We start from the raw sequence: 14,157 nt of genomic DNA on the forward strand, positions 1-14,157 counted from the left end.
CACCTTAACGCGAGGCGGAGGCCGGCATACCGCGATCCAACCTTGATCAACTCCATGTACGGCACATTGCGGTCACACCTGACGGGTGAGACCACCTTTTGCGGCACACCGAGTTGATCAATGAAGCCGGTTCCGGGGAACGACTTTCGGCCGGGTGGGCGATCTCGACGGCCGACCTTGATGGGACCGGTACGAGTCAGGCGCCGGCGGTCAGCAGGTGCTCGGCGAGGGCCAGGTCGAACGGTCGGGTGACCTTGAGCGCGTACTCGGAGCCGGGGACGCACACCACCGGCACCCCCTGCTTCTCCACGAGGCCGGCGTCGTCGGTGAGCGGGTCGCCGGCGGCCGCGTGCGCGGCGGCCAGCACGGACCGGCGGAAGCCCTGCGGCGTCTGCACGGCCCGCAGGGCAGAACGGTCCACCGTGCCGAGGACCACCTCGCCGGTGCCGACCTCCTTGATCGTGTCGACCACGGGCAGCACCGGAATCACCGCGTCGTGCCCGGCGCGGACCGCCTCGGCGACCGACTCGACCAACTCGGGCGGGGTGAGCGCGCGGGCGGCGTCGTGCACCAGAACGATCTCCGGCCCGGCCGGTACGGCGGCCAGCGCGGCGGCCACCGACGCCTGGCGCTCCGCGCCGCCGGCCACCACGGTCACCGGGGCGACCGGCGCGAGCATCGCCCGGACCGCCGTGACGTCGGCGGCCGGGGCGGCCACCACGATGGTGTGCACCGAGGGCGCCGCCGCGATCCGGCGTACCGCATGTACCAGCAGGGGCTCCCCGGCGAGTGGTCGGAGCGCCTTCGGGGCGCCGGGGCCGAGGCGTACGCCGGCACCGGCCGCAGGAACCAGGACCGCGACGTCACCGCGCGGATTGAGCTGCGCGGTCACGTCGCGGTCCTCGGATTTCCTTGCTATGGGATGGGTACGACGATGCGGTGCGGATCAGGCCTCGGTCAGCACCTTGTCGAGCAGCGTCTCCGCCTCGTCCTTGGTGCTCTTCTCAGCCAGCGCGACCTCGCCGACGAGGATGTCGCGAGCCTTGGCGAGCATGCGCTTCTCACCCGCGGACAGACCCCGCTCCCGCTCCCGGCGCCACAGGTCGCGAACGACCTCGGCGACCTTCAGCGGGTTACCGGAGGCCAGCTTCTCCAGATTCGCCTTGTAACGCCGCGACCAGTTGGTCGGCTCCTCGGTGTGCGGTGCGCGGAGCACGTCGAAGACCTTGCCCAGGCCCTCTTCGCCGACCACCTCACGCACACCCACGATCTCGGCGTTCTCGGCGGGCACCCGGACCGTCAGGTCACCCTGCGCGACCCGCAGGACGAGGTACTGCTTGGGCTCGCCCTTGATGACCCGAGTCTCGATTGCCTCGATGAGTGCGGCCCCGTGGTGGGGGTAAACAACGGTCTCGCCGACACTGAAAACCATAGGTTCGAAACCCCTTTCGCTGTGTCTAGGGTAACACGCTCAGGCACCGATGTCTCACGGCTGTCCTGACCGTTGGCGCAGCTCAGGGGCCCTGTGAGAGGTATTTCTTCAGCTTGACAGGCAGTCAAACCGATGGTTCCGACACGTTCCGTAACCGATAGATGACAACCCGACAAGGGCGGTAGGAGTGTCGATATCTAGGGCGTTGCGCTCCTTCCATGGTAGCCCTGGAATCCCGAGTGCGCCCAGGTGTGGCGGTACGCCGGCCAGTGCGGGACGCTGGAGGTGGACGCGACGTCCGCTCACCGCGACGGTTGCTGGGGGTCCGATGGGCATGCCTGACGCTGAAGGCCAAGGGCCACCGGACGGGCTGCCCGACCTGCCCCCGGAGTGGGGTCGGGTGATCGTCCCCGACGACGCCTCGGCGCTCGCCCACGAGGCGCGACAGGTCCGCCGTGAGCTGCGTCGACTCCGTCGACGGACAGTGTGGCGCGGCCGACTCGGCCTCACCCCGCGGCCGGACGGTCGCCCGCCGCTCGGGCTGCCGGTGCTGATCGTGCTGGTGTCGGTGCTGATCACCCTCGCCGGGCTGGCCACGGTCACCTGGCCCCGCTCGGCGCGCTCCGGTGACGGTCCCACCGTCGTCCCGTATCCGACGGCCGCCCCGGCGGCGGTCGGGCCGCTGCCCGCGTTGGACCTGGTCGACGCCACGCAGTCCCCGGTGCCGCTGCGCAGCCTGCTGCCGGCGATGATCATCCTGGTGGACGCCTGCGCCTGCGCCGATCAGGTGACCCAGGCGGCGGCCGCCGCGCCCCCGGGCGTCACCGTGGTCACCGTCACCGGGGGCCGCACGGTCGGCACGTCGCCCACCCCCGGGGTACGCCCCCTCGCCGACCCGGCTGGCGGCCTGCGCGACTATGTCCGTCTCGCTGCCCACCCGAGCGCGGCCCCCGCCATCCTCGTGGACCGGGAGGGAACCCTGGTCCGGCTGGTGCCGGAGCTGGGCCCGGTCGAGGACTACCGCGCCGACCTGGCTCGCATCGCGGCCTGACCGGGGGTCAGAACATTGACGCGAGCCGAGCGTCCAGGTCAATCGCGCCGTCGTGCGCGGTGAATTGCAGCAGCAACGGCCCGCCGCTGGCGGTGAGCGCAATAGTCAGCTGGGCGGTGGGGCAGGTGACGGCCCCTTCCGACTTGTCCGCGTCGACGCCGGAATACGTCACCATCAGCGTGCCCTCACCGGTGCAGTCAATGGTGAGTAGAAAGGTGTCATCCGGTGCCGCGTTAACCTGCCGGACCAGCGGATCGGCGTCGGGACGCAGGTGGGAGCGGTCCTGCCAGATTGTTCGCGACCGGTTCACCTGGGCAGCGTCGACCTCCTCGGGGAGGATCTCCGGGTCCTCCGGGTCTGTCTGCCACACGCCCACCACCCCTCCGGTCGCCGGGTCGATCTCGAAGGTTCGGCCCATCAGCGGCTCAAGCGTCGACGGGCTCGGCGTCGGGCGGATCGGCCCGGTGGCCGGGGCGGCCTCCCGCCACCACCAGCCGCCGACGGCCAGCGCGGCCACGGTCAGCCCGGCCAGCAGTGCACCCCGCGTTCGGTCGCCGGCATCCATCCGGTGAGCGTAGCCGCGCGCCAGGACCGTCACCGCCCCGACGAATCGGCGGATCCGTCAGTCGACGCGATCGAGCAGGGCCGCGTACAGGGTCAGGCCCGGCCCGAAGGCGAGCATCACGACCCGGTCCGGCGGCGCGTACGCGCGGCATAGCCGGTCCAGGATCAGCAGCACGGTCGGCGACGAGCAGTTGCCGTGCTCGTCCAGGGTGGCCCGGGACGCCGCGAGGGCCTCCGGCGGGAGGGCGAGTTCCCGGTCCACCACGTTGAGGATGCGCGGGCCGCCCGGGTGCACCGCCCAGCCGTCCACCTCGGCGGACGTCCGTCCGTGCCGGGCCAGCAGGTCGTCGACCAGGCCCCGGACGTGATGCGAGAGCACCTGTGGAACCTTCGGCGACAGGCCCATCCGGAAGCCGGTGTCGGTGACGTCCCAGGTCATGTGGTCAGCGGTCGAGGTGTCGGTGACCGAGGCGACCTCGCGCAGCGCGTACCCGGGGCCGCCGGGGAGGAGCACGGCGGCGACCGCGGCGTCCGAGAAGAGCGCGTGCGACACGATCTGCTGGGTGTCCACCCGGGCCCCGGCCGGCTGGATGTGCAGGCTGGTCAGCTCCGCGCAGAGCAGCAGCGCGGGGCGCCCCCGGGCGGTGACGAAGTCACTCGCCGCGCCCAGCCCGGGCAGCGCCGCATAGCAGCCCATGTGACCGACGAACATCCGCTGGGTGTCCGGAGCCATGCCCAGGTCCCGGGCGAGCAGGATGTCCAGCCCCGGGGTGGCGTACCCGGTGCAGGAGCAGACCACGAACAGACCCACGTCGCGGGCGTCCAGCCCGGCGGCGGTGAGCGCCCGGCCCACCGCCTCCTTGCCGAGCGGCAGCGCCTCCACCTGGTAGCGCCGCATCCGGCGTTCGGTCGGCCACTCCGAGACGTCCTCCAGCAGCGGGTTCACCGCGGCCTGCCGGCGGGACACGCCGGAGTTGGCGAAGATGCGCTCGGCCAGCGCCCGGGTGCTGCCGGAGAAGTGCTTCGCGAAGAAGCCCTCCCAGAGCTCGTCCTGCGCCGCGGCCGGCGGCTGCGCCGTACCCAAGCCCGCGATCACCGGCACGGCCATGTCCCCCACCTCTCGCTTCCGATCCCCACGCATCACCAACGAGCGCCCTTCGTTCGCGACTGCGGGGCTCGCAGAACCGGCTCACTCCTCGCGCTCACCGCGCCGCCTTCCGTTCGCGACTGCGGGGCTCGCAGAACCGGCTCACTCCTCGCGCTCACCAACGAGGGGCCGAGCCGTCGCGGTCCGGGTCGCCGCCCAACGCGGCGATGCCCAGCCAGTCGGCGCAGACGTCGGAGGTGGCCGGGTGCAGCGAACCGCACCGGGCGTCCCGGTAGAGCCGTTCCAGCGGGTGGCCCCGGCGGGTGGCCGAGGTGCCGGCGGCCTCCAGCATGGACGCCGCCACGTCGGCGGCGGTGATGCCGGCGAGCAGCTTGGCCCGCCACACCCAGCGGTTGGTCTCCGCGTCGCCGGGCGTCTCGTCGACCCGGCGGGCCGCCTCGGCCACCACCAGCTCGGCCGCCGCGACCGCCGCGTCCGCCCGGCCCAGCCGGGCCCGGACCGCCGGCAGGCCGGCGAGGTTACGCGCGTTCAGGTGCTCGGCTGCGGCGTCGATCGCCGCCCGGGCCACCCCGACGTAGACGGCGGCGTAGCTGGCCACCAGCCAGTGCGGCATGAGCTGGGCGACCACCAGGGCCAGCCCCTCCACCCCGCCGAGCAGCCGGTCGGCCGGGACGGTGACGTCCAGGTGCAGATCGTGCGAGGAGGTGGCGCGCATGCCGAGCGAGTCCCAGGTGGGCTCCACCGTGATCCCCTCGCCGGCCGGGACCAGGAACTGGGAGACCATCGACTGGTCGGCGGCGCTTCGCGCGGCCACCAGGTAGCCGTCCGGGTGCCCGGCGCCGGAGCAGAAGGTCTTGCTGCCCTTGATGTGCCAGCCGCCCTCGACCGGCTCGTAGACCGTGCTGAGCTGCGACAACCGGGCACCGGCCCCGCGTTCGCTCATCGCCACCGCGTACCAGGCACCGTCGGCCGCCGCGCGGAGCAGCCGGTCACGGGCGGCCAGCGCCTCGTCCGGTACGCCGAGCGCCTCCGCCAGTTCCTCGGTCACCGCGCCGAGCGCCCCGGTGACCGAGGCGTGCATGTTGAACACCAGCGCGGTGGCGCCGTTGCCCCGGGCCAGCTCGGTGGCGACGGCGGCGTACTCGGCGAAGCTGGCCCCCGCCCCGCCCAGTTCCCGGGGCACCATCAGCCCGAACAGCCCGGCGTCCCGCAGGTCGGCGAAGTCGTCGACCGGGAAGGAGCCGTCCCGGTCGTGGTCGGCGGCGCGGGCGGCCAGTCGCGGCGCCAACCGGCGGGCCGCCTCGAGCGCGTGCACAGTCATGTAGCTCCCTTCTCGGCGTTCCCTCCGCCCCGGCGGCTCCGGCTGCTATCCGTTCCGGCGCCCGTGGCCCTGGTAGAGCACGGCGGTGGACCGGGTCGGCACGATCCGTGGCTCCCTCCCGCCCGGGCGGCCGGCGGCACCCGCGCGGATGCGGCGCAGCAGCCAGGCCAGCGTCCCGCCCAGCTCGGGGCGGACTCCGCGCAGCCTCAGCTCGACGCCGTGCCGGGCGCACTCGGCAATCAGCGCGCGGGCGTCCACGAACAACCGTGGATCGTGGATGCCGCGCGGCACGGTGGGCAGCCGTTCGCCGATCTCCACCGCGATCAGCCGGGCCAGCAGGGTGTCGTTGAGGGTGTCCAGCACCAGCAGACCGCCCGGACGCAGCAGGCGGCACGCCTCGGCGACCGCTCGGCGCCAGTCCGGCACGTGCTCCAGCACCTCACCGGCGGAGACCACGTCGGCGCAGCCGTCGGCGAGCGGAAGCGCGGTGACGTCGCCGTTGATCACGGTCACCCCGTGCGCGGCGGCCTGGTCGAGGGCCGAGCGGGTGAGGTCCACCCCGACGTGCCGGTAGCCCTTGCCGGCCAGGTGCGGGGCGAGCAGGCCGGCACCGCAGCCGAGGTCGACCAGGAGCGCGTCCCTGGTGGCGGCCGGCGGCACCAGCGCGGCGCGGGCCCGGGCCAGCCAGTGCAGCATCGCGAACGCGCCGTCCGGTCGCCACCACTCGCCGGCCAGCTCGTCGTACTGGCGGGGGTCGTTGGGCGGCAGCACCCGGTACGGAGTGGACACCGGGGCCACTTCTCGCATGAACTGAGCGTGGCACGACTCCCCGGTAACGACCAGACTTCCCTTATGCCGTCTTCGGTGTTAGGGCTGGTCAAGGCGAGCCATCCGGAACCGGCCGCCGCGGTGACCGTGGTGGCCGGGCTGCTGGCGGCCGGGGTCGGGCACCGGCCGGCCGGGGTGGCCGCCGTGGTGCTCACCGTGCTGGCCAGCCAGCTGGCCGTGGGCTGGAGCAACGACGCGCTCGACGCGCACCGGGACGCCGCGGTGGGGCGTACCGACAAACCGGCGGCCAGCGGGGTCGTACAGCGGCGGCACCTGGCGTACGCGGCCGTCGCGGCCGCGGTCGCCACCCCGCTGGTGGCGCTGCTGACGGGCGGCGTCGCGGCGGCGTGCGCGACGGTCGGCCTGGTGTCCGCGCTCCTCTACAACTGGCCGCTGAAGTCGACCCCGGTCTCCGTGCTGCCCTATGCGGTCTCCTTCGGCGCGCTGCCCGCCTTCGTGGTGCTGGCTCTGCCCGGCGCGCCGTCGCCCCCGGTCTGGCTGGTGGCCGCCGCCGCCTGTCTGGGTGCCGGGGCGCACTTCGCCAACGTGCTGCCGGACCTGGCCGACGACGCGCGTACCGGCGTGCACGGGCTGCCGCACCGGCTGGGGCCGGCGGGCAGCCGGCTGGCCGCCGCCGGGCTGCTCTTCGCCGCCACCGTGATCCTGGTCGTCGGGCCGCCCGGGCCGCCGTCGTGGGCGGGCCTGTCGGCGATCGCGGTCGCCGCCGTGGTGCCGCTCCTCGGCTGGTACGCGGGACGCGTCGCGGCCCGGGCCGGCGGCCGACCGGTGGCCGCCTTCCGGGCGGTGATGGTGGTGGCCCTCATCGACGTGGTCCTGCTGGTGGTGAACGGCCGGGTGGTCTGACCGGCCCCCGCAAGGTGGCATTGCCGGGTCGGCGTGCGGGCCCGGATCAGCCCCAACTACCCTGGAGCGCGGTCTGCGCGGGTATGGCCAACCCCGTGCCCGGCGTACGGCCGGGTGGGGATCGTGACGAGGAGGACCGACGTGACGCGCTCGATCAGGGGTTCCGGGCGGGCGGCCCTGCTGCTGGCCGGTACGGCGGCGGCGGCGAGCCTGCTGCTGTCCGGGTGCGGCGCCGGCCAGGTGGCCGAGACCGCCATCAAGGTCCCGTCGGTGCAGGGCGCCAACGTCCAGACTCCGAACAACCTCTACCTGCTGCGCAGCCTGTACGTGCAGTACCCGGGCACCGAGGGCTACCAGCGGGGCAGCAACGCCCCGCTCAACGTCGTGATCTACAACGACAGCAAGGAAGCGGTCACCGTCACGGTCACCACCGACAGCGCCCGCGAGATCCTGCTCAGCGGCAGCGACGCGGGCGGCCCGCAGGCGAGCCCGACCAACTCGCCGACCGAGCCGGCTTCCGCATCGCCCGCCCCGAGCACCCCCAACGCCTCGCCGAGCGAGGCGCTGGGGTCGGGCGAACCCTCCCCGGCCAGCCCGTCGGCCTCGCCGAGCGAGTCGGCCGCGACCGGCCTGCCGGCCCGGATCGAGATCCCGGCCGGGGGTTACGCCCAGCTCGCCCCCAGCAGCGACCGGTTCCTGCAGCTTGTCGGCCTGAACGACAGGCTGCTCACCGGCCAGGAGGTCCGCCTGACCTTCGACTTCGGCAACGGTCAGATCATTCGGACCGCGGCCCCGATCGGCGTGCCGCTCACCCCGGCCCCGGCCCCCACGGCGATCGTCCACCCCCGCGAGGAGGCAGGCGCCGCGACCGGCGGCCCGCACGGCTGACCCGCCGACTCATCGCCTTCGACACCGCCGGTGTGGTTACCGCCACCCGGCGGTGTCGCCGTTTCCGGGTGGGCTTTCGTCGTACCGTCCGGTTAGCGTCCTGGGGTGAGCACGTCCCGATCGACCTCCCCCCGCGCCACCAGCACCGGCCGTGGCCGTGGCGCCGCCCGCGAGCCGCGCCCGGCGTACGAGTGCGACGCCTGCGGCCACCAGCCACCCAAGTGGGTGGGGCGCTGCCCGGAGTGCGGCGAGTGGGGCTCGGTGGTCGAGTGCACCGTCACCGGGCCGCTGGTCTCCGGCCGGGTGGTCAGTTCCCGGATGCCCGCCGAGCCGGCCCGCCCGATCGCCACCATCAGCGCCGCACCGGCCCGGGCCCGGCCCACCGGGGTCAGCGAGCTCGACCGCGTGCTCGGCGGCGGCCTGGTCCCCGGCGCGGTGGTGCTGCTCGCCGGCGAGCCCGGGGTCGGCAAGTCCACCCTGCTGCTCGATGTCGCCCAGCAGTGGGCGGCCAACGCCGGGAGCCCGTCGCTGGTGGTCAGCGGCGAGGAGTCGGTCAGCCAGGTGCGGCTGCGCGCCGAGCGGATGGGCACCCTGCACGAGCAGCTCTACCTGGCCGCGGAGAGCGACCTCTCGGCGGTGCTCGGCCACCTCGACGCGGTCAAGCCGGGGCTGCTGGTGCTCGACTCGGTGCAGACCATCTCCACCACCGGCACGGAGGGCGTGCCGGGCGGGGTGACCCAGGTCCGGGCGGTCACCGCGGCCCTGGTGGCGGTCGCCAAGGAGCGCGGCGTCGCCACCGTGCTGGTCGGCCACGTGACCAAGGACGGCCAGGTCGCCGGCCCTCGGGTGCTGGAGCACCTGGTCGACGTGGTGCTGCACTTCGAGGGCGACAAGCACTCGTCGCTGCGCATGGTCCGGGGGGTGAAGAACCGATTCGGCGCGGCCGACGAGGTGGGCTGCTTCGAGATGCACGAGGGGGGCATCAGCAGCCTGGCCGACCCGTCCGGGCTCTTCCTCACCCGCTACTCGGAGCCGGTGCCGGGCACCTGCGTGACGGTGGCGATGGAGGGGCGACGGGCCCTGGTGACCGAGGTGCAGGCGTTGATCGGCGCCACGGTCGCCGGGTCGCCGAGGCGTACGGTCTCCGGGCTGGACGGGGCACGGCTGGCGATGGTGCTGGCGGTGCTCCAACGGCGCACCGAGCGGCTCACCCTGCACGACCGCGAGGTGTTCGCCGCCACGGTCGGCGGCATCCGGGTGGTGGAGCCGGCCGCCGACCTGGCCGTGGCGCTCGCGGTCGCCTCAGGCGGCCTCAACCTGGCCATCGCCCCGCACCTGGTGGCGATCGGCGAGGTCGGGCTCACCGGTGAGGTACGCCGGGTCGGGGCGGTGCCGCGTCGGCTGGCCGAGGCGGCCCGTCTCGGCTTCCGGCTGGCTCTGGTGCCGCCCGGCTGCGGCCCGGGCAGCAGCGGGGTGGCCCCGGAGAACATGCGGGTGATCGAGGTCACGGACGTGCGCGGAGCGCTCCAGGCTGCCGCCCGCGCTTCCGTCGAGTGACGCACGGTGAGTGTGCGCCGGGATCGGCCGGGCGATACCGGACAGCGGGCGCACCCGCTGGACGACCGGGAAAGCCGGGCATCGTGACACATCACAGTAACCACGAGAGCACCCACCGCAGGGCAGTCCGTAGACTGTGCCCGTGCCGATCGACCGCGATGCCACCAAGTCCGCCGCGGCGACGCCGCACGCCCGCACGGGCGCCGTGGGCTCGTCCGCCCGTCCGATCAGCGTGAGCGTCACCGGGAGCGTCGGCGGGGCCGGCGGTGACCCGCTGCGGGCCAACCTCGCTCTGATGGCGCCGGGCACCGCGCTGCGTGACGGTCTGGAGCGCATCCTGCGCGGTCGCACCGGCGCACTGATCGTCCTCGGCTACGACAAGGTGGTCGACTCGATCTGCACCGGCGGCTTCCCGCTGGACGTCGAGTTCTCCGCGACGCGGGTCCGTGAGCTGTGCAAGATGGACGGCGCGGTGGTGCTCTCCAGCGACGGCACCCGGATCGTGCAGGCGGGCGTGCACCTGATGCCCGACCCGTCCATCCCCACCGAGGAGTCCGGCACCCGGCACCGCACCGCCGAGCGGGTGGCCCGACAGACCGGATACCCGGTCATCTCGGTCAGCCAGTCCATGCGGATCATCAGCCTCTACGTCAACGGTCAGCGGCACGTGCTCGACGACTCGGCGGCGATCCTGTCCCGGGCCAACCAGGCCCTGGCCACCCTGGAGCGCTACAAGCTCCGCCTGGACGAGGTCTCCGGCACCCTGTCCGCCCTGGAGATCGAGGACCTGGTCACCGTACGCGACGCGGTGGCGGTGGTGCAGCGGCTGGAGATGGTCCGCCGGATCGCCGACGAAATCGCCGGGTACGTGGTGGAGCTGGGCACCGACGGCCGGCTGCTCGCCCTCCAGCTCGATGAGCTGATGGCCGGCGTGGACGCCGACCGCACCCTGGTCATCCGCGACTACCTCCCGGTCGGCCGGAAGTCGCGCACGCTCGACGAGGCGCTGGTCGAGCTCGACCTGCTCGGCGCCACCGAGCTGATCGATCTGGTCGCGGTGGCCAAGGCGATCGGCTACCCGTCCGCCTCGGACGCCCTCGATGCCGCGGTCAGCCCGCGCGGCTTCCGCCTGCTGGCGAAGGTGCCCCGGCTTCCTGCGGCGGTGGTGGACCGGCTGGTGGTGCACTTCGGCAGCCTCCAGCGGCTGCTCGGCGCCACCGTGGAGGACCTCCAGGCCGTCGAGGGGGTGGGCGACGCCCGGGCCCGGGGCGTCCGCGAGGGGCTGTCCCGGCTCGCCGAGGCAAGCATCCTGGAGCGGTACGTCTGACCCGCCGCCCGGCCGGGTCGCCGGTCAGTCGGTGATGGTCAGCTTCACCGGGTCGCTGATCTTGGTGCCCACCCGGGCGAACACGCGGTACGTGCCGGCGGGGACGAACTCACCGGCGGCGACCTGGCCCGTGCAACGGTTGCTGTACCGGCCGTTCCACTCCAGCTGGTAGGAACGCTCGAAGCTCGGGGTGAACGACTGGACGTCCGAGTCCCTGGCGGTGCCGCAGATGTCCGACGACCAGACCGTCTCGGCACCCGCCTTGAGGTAAAGCTCCTGCGGGCCGGAGCCGACGTCCCGGCTGCACGTGCGCTCCGACACGTTCTTGATCTTGAGACCCAGGGTGACCACCGTGCCCCGCTGCGCCTTGGCCGGCACCACCACCGGCGTCACCCGGATCTCGGAGTCGGCGCAGGTACCGTCGTCGGCCACCGGGGCGGGTGAGATGTCATCCGTTCCGCTGCCGCCACCCGCCGGACCGCCCTGCACACCCGCCGGACCGCCCTGCCCGCCTGCCGAGCCGTCATCGGAGTCTTCCGGCGTCGGGGACGGGCTGCCGGGCGTCGGGGTCAGCACCGAACTGCTCGGCTGCGGGGCCGAGGCGGCGGAAGGCGTCCCCGAGGGAAGCGTGCCACCCGCGCGGGTCTTGTTACGCTCCGTACCGGTGCAGGAATAGAGCAGCACAATCAGGAGCAGAAGCCCCGCTCCGAGTACGACGGCACGACGCCGCCAGTAAACGGCGGATGGCAGGGGACCGACCGTCAGACGCATGATGCGTTCACCGTAGCGGCGTGGCGTACGGCACGGGGAACGACGCGCCGGTACGGATCCCCCGCGCCCGACCAATCCTCCACAGTCGACCTCCCGTAATCGCCGAACGACTCTGGACGGGCGCGCAGCGCCACCACGACCTCCCTGGATCCGGACCGATCAGAGGTAGACCTTGCGCTGGTAGACGGCGCGCGCACCGGCCACCCGGTCAAGGAAGAGCAAGCCCGCGCAGTGGTCGATCTCGTGCTGCAGCGCCCGCGCCTCGAAGCCGTCGGTGACCAGCCGCACCTGCTCCCCGGTGCCCGGGAGCGCCCCCTCGACCACCAGCCGGCTGGCCCGTTTCACGTCACCGGTCAGGTCGGGCACCGACATGCAGCCCTCCCTCCCGGCCTTCCAGCGGGTCGCCTCGACCACCCGTGCGTTGCAGAGCACGAAGGTGCCGTGCACGGTGACCGCCTTCGGGTGGCCGATGATGTCCACCGCGAACACCTGTGCGCTCACCCCGACCTGCGGCGCGGCCAGGCCCACGCAACCCGGCGAGACCCGCATGGTGGCGACCAGGTCGGCGGCGAGGCGAACCACCTCGTTCGAGGTGGGGTCGACCTCCGGCCCGGGCCGGCTGAGCACCGGGTCGGGGGCGGTCACCACCGGCCGTACCTCACCCGACACCCCCAGCGCCGCCGGCGTCCAGCCGCCCAGGCCGACGTATTCCGCCGTCACAGCAGGTCCGTGTCCGCCGGGCGGAGGCTGACCCCCACGCCCAACTCAGCAGCGGTACGGGCGAGCCGGCCGGCCACCTCGTCGGAGCTGCCCGGCGGCAGCTCCACCTCGGCGACCACCACGTACAGGGTGCCGGTCAGCCGGGCGCTCAGATCGGTCACGTTGCCGCCCGCGTCGGCCAGCACCCGGGTCATCGCCGCGACGATGCCCATCCGGTCCGCGCCGTGCACCGCCATCACGTACGGCTCCCCGGCCGCCGGCGTCTGCCCGTCCGGGGTGACCGCACGTACGGTCGCCAGCAGTTGGCCGTCGGCGGCGAGCGGGGCCAGCGCGGCCTCGACGTCGGCGGCGGCCGGGCCGACGCAGATCAGGGTCATCGCGAAGTGCCCCCTCAGCCGGGTCATCGTGGAGTCGGTGAGGTTCGCGCCGAGCCGCGCGAGCGCCTCGGCGACGTCGGCCACGATGCCCGGCCGGTCCCGGCCGATGACGGTGATCGCGAGCTCGTTCATCCGGACATTCTGCCCCGTCGCTTCCGGACGGCCGGGTCGACCCCACCTCGCCCGCCCATCCTGCGGGAAAGCGACTCGTGACATGATCGGCGGTGCGATGTCCGAGCCCACCTTCGCCACCCTGGTCAGCCGCTGGTACGAGCGCAACGCTCGCGACCTACCGTGGCGCGAACCGGGCGTGGGCGCGTGGGCGATCCTCGTCAGCGAGGTCATGCTCCAGCAGACGCCGGTGGTCCGGGTGCTGCCCGCCTGGACGGCGTGGCTGGACCGCTGGCCCACCCCGGCCGCGCTGGCCGAGGACACCCCGGCCGAGGCGATCCGGATGTGGGGGCGGCTCGGCTACCCCCGTCGGGCCGTGCGGCTGCGGGACTGCGCGGTGGCGATCGTGGAGCGACACGGCGGCGAGGTGCCGGACCGGTTGGACCAACTGCTGGCGCTGCCGGGCGTCGGGACGTACACGGCCCGGGCGGTGGCGGCCTTCGCCTTCGGGCAGCGGCACCCGGTGGTCGACACCAACGTACGCCGGGTGGTCTGCCGGGCGATCGCCGGAAAGCCGGACGCCGGCCCGGCCACCCGTCCCGCCGACCTGGTCGCAACCGAGGAACTGCTGCCGGCCGAGCCGGCCGCTGCGGCACTGGCCAGCGCGGCGTTCATGGAACTCGGCGCCGTGCTCTGCACCGCCCGCGCGCCTCGCTGCACGGGGTGTCCCGTGGAGTCGAGCTGTGCCTGGCGGGCGTCCGGCCAGGAGGCGCCAGCCGGCCCGACGCGCCGGCCCCAGCGCTACGCCGGCACCGACCGCCAGGTACGCGGCCTGCTGCTCGCGGTGCTTCGCGAGGCGACCGGCCCGGTGCCGCACCAGCGGCTGGACCAGGTCTGGCACGACGACGTGCAACGCGCCCGGGCCCTGGCCGGGCTGGTCACCGACGGCCTGGTGGAGTCGGCCGGCGAGGAGTCCTTCCGCCTGATCGGCGACGGTCCCCCGGTCCCTCTCCCCCACGCCTGACCCCGCCAGCACGGCGCGCCCCGCTCGCTGATCCACCTGTGATGTTCCCCGCACGTTGATCCACTCGGGTTACGGCAACTGGTGGTCTCCACGGCCGTGGAAGCCACACCTTGCCGCACAGCGAGTCGATCAATGCCAGGCGGGCAAACCCAGGAAAGGCGACGGCCCCGGCAGGCTTTCGCCTGCCGGGGCCGTCGCCCGGTCACATCTGCCC

At 73.6% G+C, this 14,157-nt stretch carries 15 protein-coding genes; 6 read left to right on the plus strand and 9 right to left on the minus strand.

The features are described from left to right. Positions 1-196: 196 nt before the first annotated feature. A complete protein-coding gene (gene ispD / locus AB0C02_RS09910) occupies positions 197-892 on the minus strand; it encodes a 2-C-methyl-D-erythritol 4-phosphate cytidylyltransferase (RefSeq protein ID WP_357543114.1) in 696 nt (231 codons plus the stop codon). Between the two features lie 54 nt (positions 893-946). Then, positions 947-1,432 carry a CarD family transcriptional regulator gene (locus tag AB0C02_RS09915; RefSeq protein ID WP_007073334.1) on the minus strand — a complete coding sequence of 162 codons (486 nt, stop codon included), beginning with the start codon at positions 1,430-1,432 and terminating at the stop codon, positions 947-949. A gap of 328 nt (positions 1,433-1,760) precedes the next feature. On the opposite strand from AB0C02_RS09915, the gene AB0C02_RS09920 reads away from it, so the two are divergent. Further along, entirely contained in the window at positions 1,761-2,483 is a 723-nt protein-coding gene (locus AB0C02_RS09920) for a hypothetical protein (RefSeq protein WP_357543116.1), read from the plus strand. 7 nt (positions 2,484-2,490) lie between these two features. On the opposite strand, the gene AB0C02_RS09925 is transcribed toward AB0C02_RS09920, so the two are convergent. From AB0C02_RS09925 to AB0C02_RS09940, 4 genes are all read right to left on the minus strand, one after another. Then, positions 2,491-3,048 (minus strand): hypothetical protein, encoded by a 558-nt coding sequence (locus AB0C02_RS09925; RefSeq protein ID WP_357543118.1) that lies wholly within the window; start codon positions 3,046-3,048, stop codon positions 2,491-2,493. A 57-nt stretch (positions 3,049-3,105) separates the two neighbouring features. Next, positions 3,106-4,155 (minus strand): type III polyketide synthase, encoded by a 1,050-nt coding sequence (locus AB0C02_RS09930; RefSeq protein ID WP_357543119.1) that lies wholly within the window; start codon positions 4,153-4,155, stop codon positions 3,106-3,108. 154 nt (positions 4,156-4,309) lie between these two features. Continuing rightward, entirely contained in the window at positions 4,310-5,476 is a 1,167-nt protein-coding gene (locus tag AB0C02_RS09935; protein ID WP_357543121.1) for an acyl-CoA dehydrogenase family protein, read from the minus strand. A 45-nt stretch (positions 5,477-5,521) separates the two neighbouring features. Further along, positions 5,522-6,283 (minus strand): methyltransferase domain-containing protein, encoded by a 762-nt coding sequence (locus AB0C02_RS09940; RefSeq protein WP_357543123.1) that lies wholly within the window; start codon positions 6,281-6,283, stop codon positions 5,522-5,524. A gap of 45 nt (positions 6,284-6,328) precedes the next feature. Here AB0C02_RS09940 and AB0C02_RS09945 point away from each other — a divergent pair, with 45 nt between their 5' ends. The 4 genes from AB0C02_RS09945 to disA all read left to right on the plus strand — a co-directional run bounded on the left by AB0C02_RS09945 (position 6,329) and on the right by disA (position 10,940). Then, a complete protein-coding gene (locus tag AB0C02_RS09945) occupies positions 6,329-7,168 on the plus strand; it encodes a UbiA family prenyltransferase (protein WP_357543125.1) in 840 nt (279 codons plus the stop codon). A gap of 141 nt (positions 7,169-7,309) precedes the next feature. Then, positions 7,310-8,056: a hypothetical protein gene (locus AB0C02_RS09950; RefSeq protein WP_357543127.1), complete on the plus strand. Its 747-nt coding sequence runs from the start codon at positions 7,310-7,312 to the stop codon at positions 8,054-8,056. 105 nt (positions 8,057-8,161) lie between these two features. Beyond that, positions 8,162-9,613, plus strand: a complete 1,452-nt coding sequence (gene radA, locus AB0C02_RS09955; protein ID WP_357543129.1) for a DNA repair protein RadA — start codon at positions 8,162-8,164, stop codon at positions 9,611-9,613. Between the two features lie 142 nt (positions 9,614-9,755). Continuing rightward, positions 9,756-10,940: a DNA integrity scanning diadenylate cyclase DisA gene (gene disA, locus AB0C02_RS09960; RefSeq protein ID WP_357543131.1), complete on the plus strand. Its 1,185-nt coding sequence runs from the start codon at positions 9,756-9,758 to the stop codon at positions 10,938-10,940. Between the two features lie 24 nt (positions 10,941-10,964). On the opposite strand, the gene AB0C02_RS09965 is transcribed toward disA, so the two are convergent. The 3 genes from AB0C02_RS09965 to AB0C02_RS09975 form a co-directional block, all read right to left on the minus strand. Next, complete coding sequence (locus AB0C02_RS09965; RefSeq protein ID WP_357543133.1) at positions 10,965-11,711, minus strand: hypothetical protein; 747 nt, start codon at positions 11,709-11,711, stop codon at positions 10,965-10,967. A gap of 159 nt (positions 11,712-11,870) precedes the next feature. After that, entirely contained in the window at positions 11,871-12,431 is a 561-nt protein-coding gene (locus AB0C02_RS09970; RefSeq protein ID WP_357543135.1) for a peptide deformylase, read from the minus strand. Then, entirely contained in the window at positions 12,428-12,940 is a 513-nt protein-coding gene (locus tag AB0C02_RS09975) for an ACT domain-containing protein (RefSeq protein ID WP_357543137.1), read from the minus strand. Before AB0C02_RS09975 ends, AB0C02_RS09970 begins: the two co-directional genes overlap by 4 nt. Before the next feature lie 97 nt (positions 12,941-13,037). Here AB0C02_RS09975 and AB0C02_RS09980 point away from each other — a divergent pair, with 97 nt between their 5' ends. Further along, on the plus strand, positions 13,038-13,943 hold the full coding sequence (locus AB0C02_RS09980) for an A/G-specific adenine glycosylase (RefSeq protein WP_357543139.1): 906 nt from the start codon (positions 13,038-13,040) through the stop codon (positions 13,941-13,943). The last annotated feature ends 214 nt before the right edge of the window (positions 13,944-14,157 follow it).

Origin of the sequence: Micromonospora sp. NPDC048999, from assembly GCF_040649295.1 — a bacterium.
Taxonomy (GTDB): domain Bacteria; phylum Actinomycetota; class Actinomycetes; order Mycobacteriales; family Micromonosporaceae; genus Micromonospora.